The sequence below is a fragment of the Mycolicibacterium austroafricanum genome (assembly GCF_000612725.1).
Classification (GTDB): domain Bacteria; phylum Actinomycetota; class Actinomycetes; order Mycobacteriales; family Mycobacteriaceae; genus Mycobacterium; species Mycobacterium austroafricanum.
The window spans coordinates 494,465-514,345 of sequence record NZ_HG964451.1 but is presented as its reverse complement, the minus strand read 5'-3'; the positions used below and the strand labels follow the sequence as shown (position 1 = coordinate 514,345).

The window sequence follows — 19,881 nt, the reverse complement described above, 5'->3', positions numbered from 1 at the left end:
GTGTGACGTAGGACACCATTTCACTGTGCAGCCCACACAGCAGAAAGCATGGCGTGCCGGTCGGTTCTGGTGGGACTGGCCGGCCCAGACGTCTGAGTCCAGCGAGGCCGAGGTGCGTCGCCTGACGCCCCTGAGCGCGGTGATCTTCGATCTCGACGCGCTCGCCGACATCGACAGCGCAGGTCACCGGCTTGCCTTCAATGCCGCGTTCGCCGAGCTCGGACTGGACATCGAGTGGTCGGCGGCGCGCTACCGCCAGCTGCAGGCGCTCACCGACGAACGCCGCCGCGTCGCCGCCGAGCTGCGCAAGCGCGGTGTCTGCACCGAATGCGACGTCCTCGCCGAACTGCTGGTCGACGAGATCTGCGCGACGAAGGCGATGATCCTCGGTGAGACGATCCTCGACGCCGACATCACCGCGCGACCCGGGATGGTGGAGCTCGTCGCCGAGGCCTACGGTGCGGGGATCGGGGTGGGGCTGGTCAGCACCGGGAACCACTCGTGGGTCGAGCCGTTGGTGCGTCAGCTGGTCGGCGAGGGCATGGTGCGCACGATCGTCACCGCCGACGAGGTCCCCCTCGGGGAGCTGTACCGGACCGCGCTGGCCGAGCTCGGCGCCCCGGCTTACGACTCACTTGCGTTCGCGGGGTCGCAGGCGAGCCGGCGGGCGGCCGTCGCCAGCGGAGTGGCGACGGTATACGTCGAGGGCGATGGCGCCCCGCTGCGGGTGGCCGACTGTCAGCGGATGCACGATTCCTGGCACGAGACGCACCACAGGCCGACGGCGGCCTAGGGCTTCGTCCACCGAAACTGAACTTCTGGTCGACTCTGCGACGAGATCTCGCCATCAAGTTCAGGTTCGAACGGCCGTCAGCCGCGCAGGGCCTCGATGATCGCGCTGAAATCCTTGTCGGCGTGCTCCTTGTTGAACTCGGCGTAGATCTCGGCCGCATGGGTGCCCAGCGGTGCCGACGACCCGGTCGAGCTCACCGCCGCCATCGCCAGCCCGAGATCCTTGTTCATCAGCGCGGTCGCGAAGCCGGGCTTGAAATCGTTGTTCGCCGGTGACGTCGGAACCGGTCCGGGCACCGGACAATTGGTGTGCACGGCCCAGCAGTTGCCGGTCGCGCCGGTGATCACGTCGAACAACGACTGGGCGGGCAGGCCGAGCTTCTCGGCGAGCACGAAGGCCTCGCCGATCGCGATCTGCTGCACCGCCAGCACCATGTTGTTGCACAGCTTGGCGGCCTGCCCGGCACCCGAGGCGCCGCAGTGGATGATCTTGCCCGCCATGGGCTCCAGCACCGGCTTGGCGCGTTCGAACGCTTCGTCCTCGCCGCCGACCATGAACGCCAGCGTGCCGGCGGTCGCGCCCTTGATGCCACCGGACACCGGCGCGTCGATCTGGGCCAGCCCCTTCTCGGTCGCCTGGGCGTGGATGGCGCGGGCGTCGTCGACGGAGATCGTGGAGGTGTCGATCAGCAGCGCACCCGCCTTGGCGGCGGGCACCACCTCGTCGTAGACGGCTTTGACGATGTTGCCGTTGGGCAGCGAGGTGATCACCACGTCGGCGTCGGCGACGGCGGCGGCACCGCTGTCGAACACCTTCGCGCCCTTGGCCTTCGCCGCCTCTTTCAGCTCGGTCACCAGGTCGAAGGCATGCACCGTCTGGCCGGCCGCAACCAGGTTCGCGGCCATCGGGCCGCCCATGTTGCCCAACCCCAGGAACGCGATCGTCGTCATTTGTCTTCTTCCCGTCGCTTCGCTCGCCCCATCGACTGATCTCTCTTGTCAGGATGCGCGGGCCCGGGCTGCGGCCGCGCGCCCGATGACCACCCGCATGATTTCGTTGCTGCCTTCCAGGATCCGATGCACCCGCAGATCGCGGACGATCTTCTCCAGCCCGTACTCGCGCAGGTAGCCGTATCCGCCGTGCAACTGCAGGGCCTGATCGGCGACCTCGAAGCAGGCGTCGGTCACATAACGCTTGGCCATCGCGCACAGCTCGACGCGGTCCGGGTGGTCGTTGTCCAAAGCCGTTGCCGCACGCCACAACAGCACCCGCGACGTCTCCAGCGCGGTGGCCATGTCGGCCAGCGTGAAGCGGATGGTCGGCTCGTCGAGCAGCGCCCCGCCGAACGCCTGCCGGTCGGCCAGGTAGGCCGCCGACTTGTCGTAGGCGGTCTGCGCGCCGCCCAGCGAGCAGGCCGCGATGTTGATGCGGCCGCCGTTGAGGCCCTTCATCGCGATGCCGAACCCGGTACCCTCGCCGTCCGGTCCGCCGAGCAGCGCATCGGCGGGCACCCGGGCACCCTCGAAGATGACCTGCTTGGTGGGCTGGGCGTTCCACCCCATCTTCTGTTCGTCGGTGCCGAAACTCAGCCCCGGGGTGTCCTTCGGGACGACGAATGCCGAGATGCCCTTGGGTCCGTCGCTACCGGTCCTGGCCATCACGACGTAGACGTCGGACGAGCCCGCGCCGGAGATGAACTGCTTCACCCCGTCCAGCACGTAGTCGTCACCGGATCGAACGGCCTTGGTGCGCAATGCACTGGCGTCCGATCCTGCTCCCGGTTCGGTCAGGCAGTAGCTGGCGATCGCGTCCATGGACGCCAGCCGTGGCACCCACTCCTTGCGCTGCTCCTCGGTACCGAAGCTGTCGACCATCCACGCGCACATGTTGTGGATCGACAGGAACGCGGCCACGGTCGGATCGGCGGTGGCGAGCTTCTCGAAGATCCGCACCGCGTCGATGCGACGTAGGCCGCTGCCGCCGACGTCGTCACGGCAGTAGATCGCCGCCATCCCGAGCTCGGCCGCCTCCCGCAGCACATCGGCGGGAAAGTGGTGCGTCTCGTCCCACTCCAGCGCGTAGGGGGCCAACCGCTTCTCGGCGAACGCGGCGGCCGTCTCGGCGATGACGCGTTCGTCCTCGTCCAGGCCGAAATAGTCCATCTGCGAGGCTATTTCATCGTGGGGATGACGAACTCCGCGCCATCCTTGATGCCCGAGGGCCACCGCTCGGTGACGGTCTTGACCTTCGTGTAGAACTGGATCGACGCCGGGCCGTGCTGATTGAGATCGCCGAAACCGGAGCGCTTCCAGCCGCCGAAGGTGTGGTAGGCCACCGGAACCGGGATCGGCACGTTGACGCCGACCATGCCGACCTGCACCTTGGAGACGAAGTCGCGCGCGGCGTCGCCGTCGCGGGTGAAGATCGCGACGCCGTTGCCGTACTCGTGCTTGCTGGGCAGGCTCAGGGCTTCGTCGTAATCCTTTGCCCTGACGATGCACAGCACCGGCCCGAAGATCTCGTCGGTGTAGATCGACATGTCGGTGGTGACGTGATCGAACAGGGTGGGCCCGATGAAGAAGCCCTTCGACAGATCCTGGTCGTCGAAACTCAGTTCGTCGGTGGTGCGTTCGCGGCCGTCGACGACCAGCTCGGCGCCGGCGTCGACGCCCTGGCCGATGTAGTCGCGCACCCGCTCCAGCGCGGCGCCGGTGACCAGCGGGCCGTAATCGGCCTTCGGGTCGAGGCTGTGGCCGACGCGGAGCTGATTGACGCGCTCCACCAGGCGGTTTCGGAGGCGGTTCGCGGTTTCCTCGCCCACCGGCACCGCGACGCTGATCGCCATGCAGCGCTCGCCGGCGCTGCCGTAGCCCGCGCCGATCAGTGCGTCGACGGCCTGGTCGAGGTCGGCGTCGGGCATGATGATCATGTGGTTCTTCGCGCCGCCGAAGCACTGTGAGCGCTTGCCGTTGGCGGCGGCGGTCGAGTAGATGTACTGCGCGATGTCGGAGCTGCCGACGAATCCGACGGCCTGGATGTCGGGGTGGGTCAGGATCGCGTCGACGGCTTCCTTGTCGCCATGGACGACCTGGAAGACACCCGCGGGCAGTCCCGCCTCCAGGAAGAGCTCGGCAAGCCGCACCGGCACCGACGGGTCCCGCTCGGAAGGCTTGAGAATGAACGCGTTTCCGCATGCCAGCGCGGGCCCGGCCTTCCACAGCGGGATCATCGCGGGGAAGTTGAACGGGGTGATGCCTGCGACGACGCCCAGCGGTTGGCGGATCGAGTAGACGTCGATCCCGGAGCCGGCGCCCTCGGTGAACTCACCCTTGAGCAGATGCGGGATGCCGATGGCGAACTCGATGACCTCGATGCCGCGCTGGATGTCGCCCTTGGCATCGGGGACGGTCTTGCCGTGTTCGATGGACAGCAGTTCGGCCAGCTCGTCGATGTTGGCGTTGACCAGCTCGATGAACTTCATCATCACCCGGGCGCGACGCTGCGGGTTCCAGGCGGCCCACTCTTTCTGGGCCTCGACCGCGGAGGCGACCGCGGTGTCGACGTCGGCGGCGCTGGCGAGCAGGACCTCGGCCTGCACCGCGCCGGTGCTCGGGTTCAGAACGTCGGCCGTGCGGGTGGACGAGAGGTCGCTGCGCTTGCCGTCGATGAAGTGCGGAATGCGTGTGGTCATGAGTGAGCCTTCCAGGGGTGGATACTTGGATATCCTAGTAATGCGTACCCGGCCTTGGCAAGGGGCCCGTGTGGTGTGCGTCATGAGGCCCGCCGACTGTGCGGTCAGTGACAAAGAGTGGTGCCCGCCGAGGGCGGCGGCTTACGCTCTGCCCATTCGATTCGCATGTTTTGTCGAATGGCAGATTTTGCTGCGCGAATAGAACTGGTTCTTCTGCGTTTTTGCTATCGGCTCAACTTCTGCCCATCTGAAGTGCAGCTATTTACCGATGCTAGTTGTGAGTTCCTAATCACACCACGCTGATATGCCAAATAATTGACGTTGCCATAACCTCGCCTCATCGTTTTCTTTGTCTGTTGTCGAGGGGCAGTAATCATGGCAATTCGAGCATCCTTGTCGGCCGGCGTCGCTGCGGTCACCGCGAGTGCTGTGGTGGCAGTCCCGGCGATCGCACCCACCATGTCCACCCGGGACGTGGCCGTCGTGTCTGCGACGGCGATCCGGCTCAGCGCGGCACAGGTCGACAATTCGCCGTGGTCGGTGTCGGGACCGCTCGACACCGGCGCGCTGACGGAGGGTCTGCGGCTGATCAGTGCGGTCTCCGACGGGTCCGGCGCAGCCGATCAGGCCGCGTCCGTCGATGCGCAGACCTTCGCCCGAATCGAACAGAGTCTTGCTGCCGACGACGGAACCGAGTTCCTCGACGGACTGGTGGCGGTGTTCCTCGAATCGGGGCCGGTCGGGGCGCTGGGCTATCTGGCCGTGGCGGCGAGCGACTCGGCGTTCGGCGAAGGCTCCGTGCCGTCCGGTCTGGTCGAAGCCATCTTCGCCGACGGCCCGCTGGGTGCGGTGGCGTATGCCTCGCTGCTCGTCAGCGACGCGGTGTTCGGCGCGGATTCCGTCCCGTCGCAACTGATCGACGCGTACTTCGCCGACGGCCCGCTCGGTGCGGTGGCGTACGCGTCGCTGCTTGTCAGCGACGGGGTTTTCGGCGCGGACTCCTTCCCGTCGGAGGTGATCGGAGAGTTCTTCGACGGTGGACCCGTTGCGGTGGTCGCGATCGCCTCACTGGCGCTCAGCGATGCGGTGTTCGGCGAGAACTCGTTCCCCTCGGGTGCGATCGAGTCGTTCTTCGACGGCTATCCCGCCGGCGGCACCACCGGCATCTTCGGCGTCACCCGGTACGTGTTCGACGTCATCACCGGAACGGTCGTCCCGGGCGGCGAGCAGGACGCCGAGGAGGACGCGGAGGAGGACGCCGAGGTCCTGGCGGTGCGGGCGGCGGCGGTGCCGGGCGGCACGGAGGAAGCGACGGAGCCCGAGGTGGAGGTTGCGGCCGACACGTCCGTCCCCGAGGGGGACGCCGAGATCGAGCAGGACGCGGCTTCCCCGGACTCCGCCGCCGAGGGGTTCGCGGAGCCGGAGGAGACCACGGAGTCGGAGTCGAACGAGGCCACGGAACCGGAGGAGGCTTCGGAGCCGGAGCCGGAGCCGGCCGAGACGACGGAGGCGGAGGAGGCTTCCGCGACGGCAGACGAGGCCGAGACCACGGAGGCGGAGGCGGCTTCGGAGTCGGAGTCGGACGAGGCCGAAACCTCAGACACAGCGGAGAAGTCAGACACAGCGGAGAAGTCAGACACGGCGGAGAAGTCGGACAATGCCGGCACCTCGGACAAGGCCGCAGCGGAGTAGGGGAGCGCAGGCCGGCCCTAACGGCCCGTCCGTAGCCCGTCGACGAACTTCTTGGTCTGCTCCCACGTCGGGAGCAGGCCGGAGGTGCGCGCCTGCTCGAGCGAAGGAGCAGCGCGGTCGCGGTCGGACAGGATCAGCTCGCCGTCAGCCGCCCGCGACGGCCAGGCGTTCCAGTCGATTTCGAGCGCAGGGTCGAGCGGATCGATGGTGTGCTCGCGAGCCGGGTCGTAGCCGGCCGAGCACAGATACGTCACCACGGAATCATCGTGCAGGGCCAGAAACGCGTGCCCGAGTCCCTCGGACAGATACACCGACCGATGCGTCTCGTCGTCGAGGACGACAGCGTCCCAGCGGCCGAAGGTGGGTGAGCCCACCCGGATGTCGACCACGACATCGACCACGGCGCCGCGGACGCACGACACGTACTTGGCCTGACTCGGCGGCAGTTGGGCGAAGTGCACGCCGCGGAGAACCCCGGCGCGCGACACCGAGCAGTTGGCCTGCCGCAGATCCAGCCGATGGCCGGTGATCGCGGTGAAACCGGCGTCGGTGAACCACTCGAAGAACGCGCCGCGCGCATCGGTGTGCACCACGGGCGTGATCTCCCACGCGCCGGGGATGGTGAGCTCGCGCACGTTCACCGGCGCCGCCGCTGGTATGTCGCCTCTACTGCGTCTTTCAGTGGGCCCCACCATGATTCGTTGTCCCGGTACCAGTCGATGGTGTCGCGCAGCCCGCTCTCGAAGTCGGTGTGCTCGGGCCGCCAGCCGAGCTCGTCGCGAAGCGGGGTGGGGTCGATGGCGTAGCGCAGGTCGTGGCCGACCCGGTCGGTGACGTGGTCGAAGTCCTCGGGGGAGCGGCCCATCAGGCGCAGGATCGTCCGCATCACCGACAGGTTGTCGCGTTCACCGTCGGCGCCGATGAGGTAGGTGCGACCGACCGTGCCGTCGTGCAGGATTCGCCACACGGCGCTGTTGTGGTCGTCGACGTGGATCCAGTCGCGCACGTTGGCGCCGGTGCCGTACAGCTCGGGTCGCCTGCCGGTCAGCACGTTGGTGATCTGGCGCGGGATGAACTTCTCCACATGCTGGTAGGGCCCGTAGTTGTTGGAGCAGTTCGAGATGGTCGCGGCCACCCGATAGGAGCGCACCCACGCCCGCACCAGCATGTCGGCGGCCGCCTTGGTCGACGAATAGGGGCTCGAAGGGTTGTAGGGCGTTGCGTCGGTGAACCGCGCCGGATCGTCGAGCTCCAGATCGCCGTACACTTCATCGGTCGAGATATGGTGCAGCCGTACGGGTTTCGTGACAGAGGCGTGTCGGACCGCCTCCAGCACGGTGAAGGTGCCCAGCACGTTGGAGTGGACGAACGGCTCGGGGTCGGCCAGGGCGTTGTCGACGTGCGTCTCGGCGGCGAAATGCACGACCGCGTCGGAGTCGGCCACCAGCTTGCCGACGAGCTCGGCGTCGGTGATGTCGCCTTCGACGAGCCGGATCTGCGAATCGACGCCGCGCAGCGACTCCCGGCTACCGGCATAGGTCAGCGAATCGAGCACCGTCACCTGCACGTCGGGGCGCTGCTGCACGGTGGTGCGCACGAAGTTGGCCCCGATGAAACCCGCTCCGCCGGTCACCAGCAATCGCATGACCACGCAGCCTATCTATCCGCGGATGACCTTGGATCCGGCCTCCCCCTGTGTTCTGCTAGGACCGAACCGGCAACGAAGGGGAGGTCACATGCGATCATCGGCGACGATCAGCGCGCTGGCGGCGGCGGCGGCGGCCGTCGGCATCGCCGTCACGGGCTGCGGGTCCGGCGCAGACAGCGGGGACACCTCTGCACAGACGTCTGCGGAGAGCACGGCGGCCACCTCCGAGGCGGGCACCGAGACCGGCACCGAGACCAGCGCCGCCGCCCCCGCCGACGGCCAGACCGTCGGCGAGTACCTGACCGCCAACGGCGTCACGCAGACCATCGTGAAAGCCGGCGAGCAAGGGGTGCCGACGGTGGATCTGCCGATGCCCGACGGCTGGGAACCGATCACCGAAGCCGCCGACGTGCCGCCGGACGTATACGGGGCGATCTATCTGTCCGCCGCGAAGGGAACCCCGAATCCGCCCGCGATCCTGGTCCGGATGGCGCGGCTGGAGGGCGGCACCTTCGACGTGGCCAAGATCATGGAGCTGGCGCCCAACGCGGTCACCAAGCTTCCCGGCTGGGACGGCCCCACGACGGGCACTCCGAGCGAGCTCGGCGGCTTCCAGGCGTCACAGATCGCCGGGCAGGCCGACGTCGAGGGCACTCCGAACTTCATCGCCCGCAAGACGGTGGTGATTCCGGCGCCGGAACACACCTATCTGCTCGCCCTCGACGCCCAGGGGCCGCTCGATCAGCGGCAGGCGCTGATCGCCGCGATGAACGTCATCGACGAGGGCACCACGATCACGCCGTGAGGCCCAGCGGGCCGGCCAGCTCCTCCAATGTCGACAACAGCTCGTCGCTGCCGCCGAGGACCTGGATCGCGACGTGGTCCGCGCCGGCGGCCAGGTGTTCGGTCAGCCGGGCCGCGATCTCGTCCGGCGAGCCGTGTGCGACCACCGCGTCGATGAAGCGGTCGCTGCCGGGTCGGGTCAGATCCTCGTCGGTGAAGCCCAGCCGCTTCCAGTTGTTCAGGTAGTTGGACAGCCCGAGGTAGAAGTCCACGGTGCCGCGGCCGATCTCGCGGGCCTTGTCCGCGTCGTTGGTGAGCACCACCTTGTGCTCGGGCGCGATCAGCACCGTTGGGCCGAGTAGTTCGCGGGCCTGGCCGGTGTGCACTGGGGTGGTCAGATACGGGTGCGCGCCTGCGCTGCGTTGCGCGGCCAGTTGCAGCACCTTCGGACCCAGCGCCGCCACCACCCGCCGGCTGGTCGGCACCTTCGCCGCGTCCAGCTTGTCGAGGTAGTCGACGAGCGCCTGGTACGGCTTGACGTACTCCTGGGTGTGTTCGGGATGGCCGACGCCGATCCCGAGCAGGAACCGGCCGGGGAACGCCTTCTCGATGCGGTGGTAGGACTCGGACACCTCTGCGGCGTCCGCGGTCCAGATGTTCACGATGCCCGTCGCCACCTGCAGCGACCGGGTCTTTTCCAGGATCGGCTCGACGAACGCCAGATCCGCGGCGGGGGAGGCGCCGACCCACACCGTGCCGTACCCCAGCTTCTCGATCTCGACGGCCTGGTCGGGTGAGACCGGCGCACCGGTCCAGACCCCGAAGCGGCCGAGGGCGGGCTTCAGCGACGGGCCCTCACTCGCGGTCATGAACTACCCCTTTCGTTGCAGTCCCAGCGGACCGGCCAACTCGGCCAGCGCAGGCACCAACTTCTCGGACCCGGTCAGAACCTGCACCGGCACATGGTCGGCGCCGGCGTCCAGGTGCTCGGTGAGCCGGGCCGCGATGGCGTCGACGGTGCCGTAGGCCACGACGGCGTCCACCAGACGGTCACTACCCGGTTTCGCCACGTCTTGATCACCGAATCCGAGACGTTTCCAGTTGTTGAGGTAGTTGGCCAGGTTCAGGTAGATGTCCAGGGCCTTGCGGCCCACCTCGCGGGCCTGCTTCGCGTCCGTGGTGAGCACCACCTTGTGCTCCGGGGCCAGCAGCGCCTCCGGCCCGATCAGCTCCCGCGCGCGGGCGGTGTGCTCCGGGGTGGTCAGGTACGGGTGCGCCCCGGCGGCCCGCGTCGCCGACAGTTGCAGCACCTTCGGGCCCAGTGCGGCCACCACGCGTCGCCCTCGCGGCACGCCGTACTCATCGAGCTTGTCGAGGTAGTCGGTGAGCGCGTCGAGCGGTTTGACGTACTCCTGATGCGCCTCGGGATGGCCGACGCCGATACCGAGCAGGAACCGTCCGGGATGGGCGGCCTCGATCCGGTGGAACGACTCGGCGACCGGGCCCGCCGCCGCGGTCCAGATGTTCACGATGCCGGTGGCCACCTGAAGCGTCGTGGTGGCGTCCAGAAGGGGCTCGACCCAGTCGAGCTCGGCGGGCGGAGAACCGCCCACCCACACGGCGCCGTAACCGAGCGCCTCGATGTCTTTGGCCTGTTGCGGGGTCACGCCACGGCCGAACGATCCGAACCTGCCCAGATCGGGCTTCGTGTCAGTCACCTCGGCTGCAACCCGTCGAGCGGCGGCCGCTATTCCGGGGCAGGCGCCTGCCACGGCAGCGACACGATGAACCGGGTGTTGCCGGGGACGGACTCCACCGTCAGGTGGCCGTGGTGCTTCTCGACGACGATGCGCCACGCGAGGTCGAGGCCGAGACCGGTGCCTTCGCCGAACGGCTTGGTGGTGAAGAACGGGGTGAAGATCCGGTCGATGACGTCCTCGGGGATACCCGGCCCGTCGTCGCAGATCTCGACGACGACGCCGGCGTCGCCGCTCTGGCGGCGGGTGCGGATGGTCAGCGTGCCGTGGCCGTCCATCGCCTGAATGGCGTTGTCGATGATGTTGGTCCACACCTGGTTGAGATCGCCTGGGTAGCACTGCAATTCGGGTAGTGACGGGTCCTTCTCCCACACCAGCTTGATCGGGTTGTCCTTGCCCACCTTGTCCCCGAAGATCGTCTTGATCGTGCTGTAGATCAACTCGTGCACGTTCGCGCTCTGATACTCGGCGCGGTCCATCTGCGAGTACTGTTTGGCGCCTGCCAGCAGCGCCGAGATCCGCTTGCTCGCCTCGGCGATCTGATTCATCAGCAGCTCGTTGTCGATCGTGTACTTCAGCCAGCCGATCGCACCGGGCAGCGTCGCCGAGCAGTCCACGTCCGCGACCGACGCCTCCACCCGTTCCAGCCAGTCCACGTCGAGACCCGCCTCCACGAACGTCGGCGCGTAATCCCACGCCGCGGAGATGCCGTGGTCTTCGAGCCAGTCGCCGATCTGGTCCTCGCGGTCGGAGATCTCCAGCGCCGACAGCTCCTGCGACTTCGACTTCGCGACCTGCTCGGCCACCTCGTCCTGGATGCTGACCAGAACCTTCAGCGCCGCGGGGGTGAACTCGCCGTCGGCGAGCATCGCGAGCTTGTGCCGCATCTTGCCGACACCCTCGCGCAGGTCGGCCACCGCGCGCGCGGTCGCGCCCGCGGGGTTGTTGAGCTGATGGGTCAGGCCGGCCGACAGCTGCCCGAGCGCCAGCAGCTTCTCCCGCTGGCCGAGGATCTGGCGCTGCCGCAGCCCGCCGACCATGTGACCCTCCAGCAGATGGACCGCCATCGGGAATTCCTTCTGCATGAACTCCGCGAACGCCGTGGCGTCGAGCACGAAGAACCGCGACGGGCGCGTCACCCGCACCGTCGCCTGGTAGACGTGCTCCTCACCGGGAATGTAGGCCGACCAGGCGCCGCAGTAGACGCCGCGCTGCGAGGTCCTGTTGGTCTCGATGTCGACGCCGCCCGAGCGCTTCGACATCACCAACTCCCCGTCGATCAGCACGTAGAAGCAGGTCGCCGGGTCGCCCTCGACGTGGATCGGCCCCGGCTCGAACGTCGCGATGTGGCCGTTCTCGCACAGGGTCGCCAGTTGTTCGTCGGTCAGCGCCTCGAACAGGAACAGGGTGCGCAGTTCGTCGGGCAGACACTTCTCACCCATACGTGGTCCTTCCTATGGCCTTGCGGGCTCGACCGTTAAGGGCAGTGACGTAATGAAACGCGTATCGCCCGGTGTTGATTCCGCCCACAGGCTGCCCCGGTGCCGGTCGACGATGCGGGCGGCGATGTCGAGGCCGAGTCCGGTGCCCTCGCCGAACGGTTTGGTGGTGAAGAACGGGTCGAACACCCTGGTCAGCAGGTCGTCGGGGATGCCGCCGCCGGTGTCGCACACCTCGACGCGCGCCATGTGCTGCTCGTGGCGGGTGCGGATCGTCAGCACTCCGGCGGGCTGGCCGGCCAGCGCGTCGAGGGCGTTGGCGATCAGATGCGTCCACACCTGGTTCAGCTCGGCGGCATAACACGGCAGGTCGGGCAGCCCGAGGTCGTAGTCGCGGACCACGGTCACGGCGTCGCCGAGTCGGTGGGAGAACATGGTCAAAGTCGAGTCGAGGAGTTCGTGAACATCGGCGACGTCGAACGGTGCGCGGTCGAGCTGGGAGTACCGCTTGGCCTGGTCGACGAGCGTCGAGATGCGCTTGGTGGCATCGGTGATCTCGGTCAGCAGCAGCTCGGTCTCGGCGGTGCCGGCCAGCCAGCGGATCACCGCGCTCAGCGACGTCGGGCCGTCGCAGCACCGCGACGCCGAGATCCGTTCCATCCAGTCGATGTCGAGGCCCGCTTCGGCGAACGTCGCGGCGTGCTCCCAGGCGTCGTCGACTCCGCGGGCTTCCAGCCACCGACCGAGCGCCTCTTCCAGGTCGGACTTCTCCACCGACGTCAGGTCCTTCGGCTTGCCCGCCGCCTCGGCGACCCGGTCCTGCAGCTCCACCAGCGAGCTCATCGCCTCCGGCGGCAGCGCGTTCTCGGGCAACTCGGCGCGGCGGTGCCGCATGGCGGCGATCTGGGTCCGCAGACCGTGGGCGGCGCGGACGGCGGCGGCGGCCGGGTTGTTCAGCTCATGGGTCAGTCCCGCCGTGAGCTGCCCCAGCGCGACCAGCCGATCGTGGGGGCCCAGGATCCGGTGCGCGTGGAACCGGCCGTGCGAATGGCCGACCAGCAGATGCGAAGCCATCGGGAACTCGGTCACCAGGAAGTCGCCCAGCGTCATCGCGTCGAGCACCAGCAGTCGCGACGGCCGGGTCACGGTCGCGCTGTTCTCGTAAGTCAGGTCCGGATCGCGCAGGAATGCCGACCACGCACCGCAGTACACGCCCGGCTCGGCCGCCCGCCAGATGTCGACGTCGCGGTCGCCGGACCGTTTCGACAGCGCGATCTCGCCGTCGAGGAGCACGTAGAAGTACCTCGCGGGGTCACCTTCGCGGCACAGTTGACCCGCCGGAAACGTCTGCACCCAGCCGTCGGCGCACAGCGCCGTCAGTTGCGCATCGGTGAGACCGTCGAAGAGGAACAGCCCGCGCAGCTCATCGATGACGCACGCGGACCGTTCGCCCTGCTCCGTCACGGCGCGGCCTACGTCTCGGCCAGATAGCGGTGCACCAGCATCACCGCCATCGACCCTTCCCCGACGGCCGCGGCGACCCGCTTGGCGGATTCGGCGCGGACGTCGCCGGCGACGAACACCCCCGGAACGCTGGACTCCAGGTGGTGTGGGGGACGATCCAGCGTCCAGCCGCTGACGTCGCGCAGGTCCGGGCCGGCCAGGATGAAGCCGTGGTCGTCACGGACGACGACGCCGTCGAGCCACTCGGTGCGCGGCTCGGCGCCGATGAAGATGAACATCCGTCCGCACCGGAACTCCTCGCGCTCGCCGGTTCGGGTGTTCTCCAGGCAGACGCCTTCGAGGTGACCGTCACCCTTGACCGCGTGCACGACGGTGTTGGGCATCTCGGTGATGTTGTCCTGCGCCCGGATCTGCTGGATGAGGTAATGCGACATCGAGTCCTCGAGCGTGCGCCGACTGACGATGGTCACCGATTTCGCGGTGCGGGACAAGAACATCGCGGCCTGCCCGGCCGAGTTCGCGCCGCCGATGACGTACACCTCGTCGTCGTCACAGTCGGCGGCCACCGACGCCGTCGCGCCGTAGTAGACGCCCGCGCCGGTCAGATCGGCGCAGCCCTCGGCGGGCAGCTGACGGTACTCGACGCCCATCGCGAGGATCACCGCGCGGGTGCCGATCGTCCGCCCGTCGGAAAGGTGCACGGTGCGGGCGTTGCCGTCGACCTCGAGCCGGACCACCTCGGCGGCGGTGATCAGCTCGGCCTCGAACTTCTCGGCCTGCCTGCGGGCCCGCTCGGCCAGCTGCGCACCCGACAGCCCGTCGGGAAAGCCCAGGTAATTCTCGATGCGTGAACTCTGCCCGGCCTGTCCGCCGGTCGCGGTGCGCTCGATGAGGACGGTCTTGAGTCCCTCGGAGGCGCCGTACACGGCGGCGGCCAGGCCCGCGGGGCCACCGCCGATGACGACGAGGTCGTAGAAGTCGTCGGACGGCGTGGTGGTCAGCCCCAGCGTGGCGGCCAGCTCGCTGTCGGTGGGGTCGACGAGCGTCTCACCCTGCTCGGTGATCACCACCGGCAGCGTCATCCCGTCCTCGCCCGCCGCCTCCAGCAGCTGCGCGCCCCGTGGCTCGTCGGACCGGAACCAGGTGTAGTACAAGCGATTCCGGGCCAGGAACTCCCGCACTTCCGAGGATCGTGCGCTCCACGGATGCCCGATGATCTTGGTGTGCGGGATGGCGCGGTCGCCGGTGGAGCGCCACGCGTCGAGCAGCGCGTCGATCACCGGGTACAGCTTCTCCTCCGGCGGATCCCAGGGCTTGAGCAGGTAGTGGTCGAGGTCGACGACGTTGATCGCGTCGATCGCCGCGTGGGTGTCGGCGTACGCGGTCAGCAGCACCCGGCGGGCCATCGGGAAGATGTCCATCGCCGCTTCCAGGAACTCGATGCCGCTCATCTGAGGCATCCGGTAGTCGGCGACGAACACCGCCACCGTCTCGCCGCGCAGTTTCAGTTCGTTGAGGGTCTCGAGCGCGTCGGGACCCGACTCGGCCCGCACGATGCGGAACTTCTCGCCGTAGTGCCTGCGAAGGTCGCGGGCCACGGCGCGCGACACCGCGGGGTCGTCGTCGACGGTCAAGATCACGGGTTTTCGGGGCTGGTGCTCGGGTCCAGTCATCGCATTCAGTATGCCTCCGCTGTCCAGCGGAAATCCGGTCCGGGCGGCCGGATGGACGTAGGACCCTACTGGCGGATCGGGCACTGACCTACTGTCGACGGCAGGGCGCCGACGGCCGCCCGGTACGACGCAACTGGACCCGAATGGATAGAGGACGGATGCCGACGAATCTGATAGTCGGGTACGACGGTTCGCCTGCGGCGAACGCCGCCATCAACGCCGGCGCGCAGCTGTTCCCGAGCGCGCACGCCTGGATCGCCCATATCTGGACGCCGCCGTTCACCAGCAAGCGACTGCGCAGGCGACTGCGCGCGGCCGCAGAGTCGGCCGACGATCTGGCGGAGCTGATCGAGCGGGAAGGGGCGCGCGAGGCGGACAACATCGTCGGCGCGGGGGTCGCGCTGGCCAAGGCCGCGGAGTGGGACGCCGAACCGGTGGTGAAGCGCACGGTCGGTTCCGACGGACTGCGGCTGGCGCAGCTGGCGGAGCGGCTGCACACCGACGTCGTCGTGGTCGGCGATCGTGGGCTCGGCCGCACCGAGGCCGTCATCGGCAGCGTGTCCGACATGGTGGTGCACTACTCCACCGTGCCGGTGCTGGTGGTGCCGAACCCGCTGCTGACCGAGGAGTACGCCGCGCTGGCCCACGGGCCCGTCGTGGTCGGCTATGACGGCTCGGCCGCGGCCGAGGCGGCCACCGACACGGCGCGACGGCTGTTCCCGGACCGCAAGGTGATCCTGGCGGCCGTGCGCGATGACGACCGGGACGTGGTGGCGGGGCCCGCGACCGAGGGCCTGGAGATGCTGACGGTCGACGAGACGAACTGGTTCGGCAGGGCCCGGGACCGCGCGATCGCCGACGAACTCATCGCGGTCGGCGACCGCAGCGACGCCGCCGTGCTGGTGGTCGGGTCGCGTGGCCGGTCACCGGCGCGGGAGGTGCTGCTGGGCAGCGTCGCGGTGGCGACGGTGCACCGGTCGCACCGGCCGGTGCTCGTCGTGCACAGCTGATCAGGTGACCTGGGCGGTCTTCGCGGGGTGACCGGCCCGCAGGGTCGCCGGGTGCCGGGCGATGCTCGCGGCGATCTCCTGCGTGCGGGTTTTCTGCGCGCGCGCCGCGATGCCGCGCAACATCTTCTGTTCCATCACGAAGTGCGGGATGTCGAACCAGAACCGACCGGCCGCCCCGCCGCAGCCCCGCGCCAGCAGCCGCGTCCGGCCCACCTCCCGGCGGAGTATGAACGACCAACTGCCGGAGGCCTTTTCACCGCGTCTCAGTCGCTCGTAGTCGGCCGGGGAGACCAGCACCAGATGTGATCTCGGCTTCACCGCCGCCACGATCTGCCGCGCCTGGGGACCGTACCTGTGGGCCAGCCACACCGTGTCTCCGACCTGCAGCTGCTGCCACTCCGGGTGGATGACGTCGGCGTTGTGCACGTCGGCGCCCACCCCGCGTTCCAGCAGGGAGTAGCTGTAAAAGCCCGCCCGGTCGTCCGAGTCCCCCCGGGTTCGGTCAACTCGTCGCCCGGAAGCGTCGCGGCGACCTCGTCCGGGCGGGCGCCCCAGGTGTATATCCAGGGGCGCACATGGGCCCGGTAGAGCGCCGCGACACCGACCGCGGCGACCAGGTCCGCCAGCGCTGGTCGGTACTTTCCCATGATCAGACGGTAGGCCGCGCGGGCCCGGTGCCGTTAGAGCCGAAAGTCATGCCGCAAGAGGACCGTTGGCCCGGGAGACCCCTCGCCACCCCGGGACCGCCGGCCCTCAGTTCGCGGCCTCGACCGCGATGTGCTTCTCGGGCGCCTCGGATTCCTTGAGCGGCACCGAGACGCTGAGGATGCCCTTGTCGTAGCTGGCCTTGATGCCGTCCTCGTCCGCTCCGGCGGGCAACGTCACAGCCCGGGTGAACGAGCCGTAGGAGAATTCGGAGCGGCCGTTGGACTCCTTCTTCTCGCTACGCTCGGCCTTGATGGTCAGCACGCCGTCGCGGACGGTGATGTCGACGTCCTTTTCCGGATCCACACCCGGAATCTCGGCCTGCAGTTCGTACTTGCCGTCCTTGATGTCGTCTTCGACCTTGATCAGGTGCCCACCGAACATCGGTCGCAGGTTGGCCCACGACGGGAACCCCGCGAAGAAGTCGGCGACCTCCGGCCAGGCCGACCGGCGAGGCTGCTGTACGGCAACGTTGTTCATGATTACTCCTCGGCGATAATGGGTGGTGTTGCTCCCATCACAATCCGACCACTGGGCGCGTGCGGTCACTAGGGACTGAAGTCCTCCCGATGGGGGTCGTTCGTCCGCCCGGACCCGCCCCGATGGTGGCTTACGCTGTTCGGCGTGGTAGGCGCCGATGTACTCGGGTTGACCTCGGCGCAAGCCGCCCGCCTGCTGGCGGAGAACGGACCCAACCGGCTTCCGGTGCAGCGGTCCAGGCCGTGGTGGCGGGTGCTGGCCGCCGAGATGGTCCATTTCTTCGCGGTGTTGTTCTGGGCGGCAGGAGTTTTGGCCTTCGTCGCCGGGATGCCGCAGCTGGGTGTGGCGATCTTCGTGGTGGTCGTGCTCAACGGCGTCTTCGCGTTCGCGCAGGAGGAGCGGGCGCAGCACGCCGCCGAGAGGCTACGGCAGATGCTGCCCCGGCGGGTGACGGTGCTCCGGGACGGCAGGCGCACCGAGATCTCCGCCGACGACCTGGTGGTCGGCGACGTGATGCTGCTTGCCGAAGGCGACCGGATCTCCGCCGACGGTCAGGTCCTGCGGGCCGCCGGGTTGGCGGTGGACACGTCGTCGATGACCGGGGAGAGCGTTCCAGAGCGCCCGGCGGTCGCGGACGTGGTCAATGCCGGGTGTTTCGTCGTCGAAGGCGAGGCGCAGGTCACGGTCACCGCCACCGGCGCCCGGACCAGGCTCGCCGGAATCGCCGGGCTCACGGCCGGGCAGGGGGAGATGCCCACACCGCTGCGCCGCGAACTGACCCGGGCGTCCCGCGCCATCGCCGGCGTGGCCATGGCGGTCGGGGCGGTGTTCTTCACCGCCGCCGTCCTCATCGGTATGCCCCCCACGGAAGGGTTCCTGTTCGCGGTCGGGGTCACGGTGGCCGTCGTGCCGGAGGGTCTTCTGCCCACCGTGACACTGTCGCTGGCCATGGGCGCGCAGCGGATGGCGCGGCGGCACGCGCTGGTCCGCCACCTGGAGGCGGTCCAGACCCTGGGCTCGACGACGTATATCTGCACGGACAAGACCGGCACGCTGACCCAGAACCAGATGTCGGTGGTGCAGGCGTGGACGCCACCCGGCACGGCCACCGTGACCGGCATCGGGTACGAGCCGACTGCCGAGGTCACCGTGACGCCGGAGGCTGCGACCGCGGTGCGGCTGCTCGCATCGGTGGCACGCCGCTGTTCGTCGGGGCGCATCGAAGCCTCCGAAAATGGCTGGCAGCCACGGGGAGATCCGATGGAAGCGGCGCTGGACGCCTTCGCGCGGCGGGTGGGGGCCGGCGACCCGGACTCCGACCGCGGCACCGAGCTGGCCAGGTTTCCGTTCGACACCCGTCGGCGCCGGATGGCGGTGGTCGTCGACGGACGGGTTCTCGTCAAGGGGGCACCCGATGCGGTGCTGCCGCTGTGTTCGTCCGCCCCGGGCGCCGCCGAGGCGCTGCACGCCATGGCCACCCGCGGGCTGCGGGTATTGGCCGTCGCCGCAGGCGATCTCGCCTCCGACGCAGAAATCCCGGCGTCCGCGCAGGAGGCTGAACGGGACCTGCACCTTCTCGGTCTGGTGGCGCTGGAGGATCCGCCCCGGCCGTCGGTGGCCGCGGTGCTGCGGACGTGCAGGCACGCGGGCATCCGGGTGGCGATGGTGACCGGTGACCACCCCGAGACCGCGGTGGCCGTGGCGCGCGAGATCGGACTGGCCCGCACCGGCGACGACGGGCAGGTCCTTCTCGGCGGGGATCTGCCCGAAGACCTCGAGGAGCTCGGTGAGCTTCTCGACCGCGACGGCATGGTGATCGCCCGCGTCGGCCCGGAGACCAAGCTGCGGATCGCACGGGCACTGCAGCGGCGCGGGCATGTGGTGGCGATGACCGGCGACGGCGTCAACGACGCCCCGGCCCTGCAGGAGGCCGCGATCGGAGTGGCGATGGGCCGCGGCGGGACGGATGTCGCACGCGAGGCAGCCGACGTGGTGCTGCTCGACGACAATTTCGCGACCATCGTGACCGCCATCGAAGAAGGCCGCTCGACGTTCTTCAACATCCGCCGCTTCCTCACCTACCACCTGTCCGACAACGTGGCCGAACTCGCGCCGTTCATCGTCTGGGCCCTCAGTGCGGGCCACTTTCCGCTGGCCATCGGTGTGCTGCAGGTCCTGGCCCTCGACATCGGCACGGACGTGTTCCCGGCGTTGGCGCTGGGAGCCGAACCACCGGACCGGCGCACACTCGACGGGCCGCCCGTGCGGGGTCACCTCCTCGACCGTGCGGTGATGTTCCGGGCCTTCGCGGTCCTCGGCCTCGCCGAAGCCGCCGTCGCGCTGTCGGCCTTCACGGCATCGTTTCTGGCGGCAGGCTGGCGGCCCGGAGAACCCTTCCCGGGTGGCGCGGTGATGTGGTCGGCGTCGGGCGCCGCGTTCACCGCAATCGTGCTCGGTCAGGCGGCCAACGCGTTCGCCTGCCGCAGCGCCGACATGCCCGTGTGGCGGGTGTCCGTGCGCACGAACTGGCTGCTGGTCGTCGCGGTGGTCATCGAGCTCGCGCTGCTGCTGATGCTGCTCTACGTGCCGCCCGTCGCGGCGTTGCTGACCCACGCCGCACCGTCGCCGGCGGGGTTCCTCGTCGCCACGCTGTCGATTCCGGCCGTCGTGCTGGTCGACGCGGCCTACAAGTGGTTCCGTCGCCGTCACCGTCGACACCACGGCGGTGAGGACCACCGGCCCTAGC

At 68.8% G+C, this 19,881-nt stretch carries 16 protein-coding genes and 1 pseudogene; 5 read left to right on the top strand and 12 right to left on the bottom strand.

Annotated features, from left to right (window positions below; translation table 11 throughout):
• The first annotated feature begins 25 nt into the window (after positions 1–25).
• Positions 26–793, top strand: a complete 768-nt coding sequence (locus BN976_RS09090; RefSeq protein WP_011778622.1) for an HAD family hydrolase — start codon at positions 26–28, stop codon at positions 791–793.
• Positions 794–870: 77 nt separating this feature from the next.
• Here BN976_RS09090 and mmsB read toward each other — a convergent pair whose 3' ends face one another.
• The 3 genes from mmsB to BN976_RS09075 are packed head-to-tail and all read right to left on the bottom strand — an operon-like array spanning position 871 to position 4,484.
• Complete coding sequence (gene mmsB / locus BN976_RS09085) at positions 871–1,743, bottom strand: 3-hydroxyisobutyrate dehydrogenase (RefSeq protein ID WP_036370058.1); 873 nt, start codon at positions 1,741–1,743, stop codon at positions 871–873.
• A 48-nt stretch (positions 1,744–1,791) separates the two neighbouring features.
• Positions 1,792–2,955 (bottom strand): acyl-CoA dehydrogenase family protein, encoded by a 1,164-nt coding sequence (locus BN976_RS09080; protein WP_011778624.1) that lies wholly within the window; start codon positions 2,953–2,955, stop codon positions 1,792–1,794.
• An 8-nt stretch (positions 2,956–2,963) separates the two neighbouring features.
• Entirely contained in the window at positions 2,964–4,484 is a 1,521-nt protein-coding gene (locus BN976_RS09075; protein WP_036370055.1) for a CoA-acylating methylmalonate-semialdehyde dehydrogenase, read from the bottom strand.
• A 375-nt stretch (positions 4,485–4,859) separates the two neighbouring features.
• Here BN976_RS09075 and BN976_RS09070 point away from each other — a divergent pair, with 375 nt between their 5' ends.
• Positions 4,860–6,176 (top strand): hypothetical protein, encoded by a 1,317-nt coding sequence (locus BN976_RS09070; protein WP_133167817.1) that lies wholly within the window; start codon positions 4,860–4,862, stop codon positions 6,174–6,176.
• A gap of 17 nt (positions 6,177–6,193) precedes the next feature.
• On the opposite strand, the gene BN976_RS09065 is transcribed toward BN976_RS09070, so the two are convergent.
• Complete coding sequence (locus tag BN976_RS09065; protein WP_011778627.1) at positions 6,194–6,817, bottom strand: dTDP-4-dehydrorhamnose 3,5-epimerase family protein; 624 nt, start codon at positions 6,815–6,817, stop codon at positions 6,194–6,196.
• A complete protein-coding gene (gene rfbB / locus BN976_RS09060; RefSeq protein ID WP_011778628.1) occupies positions 6,814–7,821 on the bottom strand; it encodes a dTDP-glucose 4,6-dehydratase in 1,008 nt (335 codons plus the stop codon). The genes BN976_RS09065 and rfbB overlap by 4 nt, the downstream gene beginning before the upstream one ends.
• A gap of 91 nt (positions 7,822–7,912) precedes the next feature.
• Between rfbB and BN976_RS09055 the strand changes: the two genes are divergently transcribed.
• The gene (locus BN976_RS09055) at positions 7,913–8,629 is read left to right on the top strand and encodes an LpqN/LpqT family lipoprotein (protein ID WP_011778629.1); all 717 of its coding nucleotides are present in this window, start codon (positions 7,913–7,915) and stop codon (positions 8,627–8,629) included.
• Here the strand turns inward: BN976_RS09055 and BN976_RS09050 are convergent.
• The 5 genes from BN976_RS09050 to BN976_RS09030 are packed head-to-tail and all read right to left on the bottom strand — an operon-like array spanning position 8,619 to position 14,940.
• Entirely contained in the window at positions 8,619–9,476 is an 858-nt protein-coding gene (locus tag BN976_RS09050) for an LLM class F420-dependent oxidoreductase (RefSeq protein WP_011778630.1), read from the bottom strand. The genes BN976_RS09055 and BN976_RS09050 overlap by 11 nt on opposite strands.
• A 3-nt stretch (positions 9,477–9,479) precedes the next feature.
• Positions 9,480–10,325: an LLM class F420-dependent oxidoreductase gene (locus tag BN976_RS09045; RefSeq protein WP_011778631.1), complete on the bottom strand. Its 846-nt coding sequence runs from the start codon at positions 10,323–10,325 to the stop codon at positions 9,480–9,482.
• 29 nt (positions 10,326–10,354) lie between these two features.
• Positions 10,355–11,806, bottom strand: a complete 1,452-nt coding sequence (locus tag BN976_RS09040; protein WP_011778632.1) for an ATP-binding protein — start codon at positions 11,804–11,806, stop codon at positions 10,355–10,357.
• Between the two features lie 12 nt (positions 11,807–11,818).
• Positions 11,819–13,267, bottom strand: coding sequence for an ATP-binding protein (locus BN976_RS09035; protein WP_011778633.1), 1,449 nt, complete (start codon positions 13,265–13,267; stop codon positions 11,819–11,821).
• A gap of 8 nt (positions 13,268–13,275) precedes the next feature.
• On the bottom strand, positions 13,276–14,940 hold the full coding sequence (locus BN976_RS09030) for an NAD(P)/FAD-dependent oxidoreductase (RefSeq protein WP_036370051.1): 1,665 nt from the start codon (positions 14,938–14,940) through the stop codon (positions 13,276–13,278).
• Positions 14,941–15,098: 158 nt separating this feature from the next.
• On the opposite strand from BN976_RS09030, the gene BN976_RS09025 reads away from it, so the two are divergent.
• Positions 15,099–15,950 (top strand): universal stress protein, encoded by an 852-nt coding sequence (locus tag BN976_RS09025; protein WP_036370048.1) that lies wholly within the window; start codon positions 15,099–15,101, stop codon positions 15,948–15,950.
• Here BN976_RS09025 and BN976_RS09020 read toward each other — a convergent pair.
• Positions 15,951–16,597: pseudogene (locus BN976_RS09020) on the bottom strand (hypothetical protein). It abuts the gene before it with no gap.
• 106 nt (positions 16,598–16,703) lie between these two features.
• Positions 16,704–17,135 carry an Hsp20/alpha crystallin family protein gene (locus BN976_RS09015; protein WP_011778637.1) on the bottom strand — a complete coding sequence of 144 codons (432 nt, stop codon included), beginning with the start codon at positions 17,133–17,135 and terminating at the stop codon, positions 16,704–16,706.
• A 144-nt stretch (positions 17,136–17,279) separates the two neighbouring features.
• Between BN976_RS09015 and BN976_RS09010 the strand changes: the two genes are divergently transcribed.
• Positions 17,280–19,880 (top strand): cation-translocating P-type ATPase, encoded by a 2,601-nt coding sequence (locus BN976_RS09010; RefSeq protein ID WP_036370046.1) that lies wholly within the window; start codon positions 17,280–17,282, stop codon positions 19,878–19,880.
• Position 19,881 lies beyond the last annotated feature (1 nt).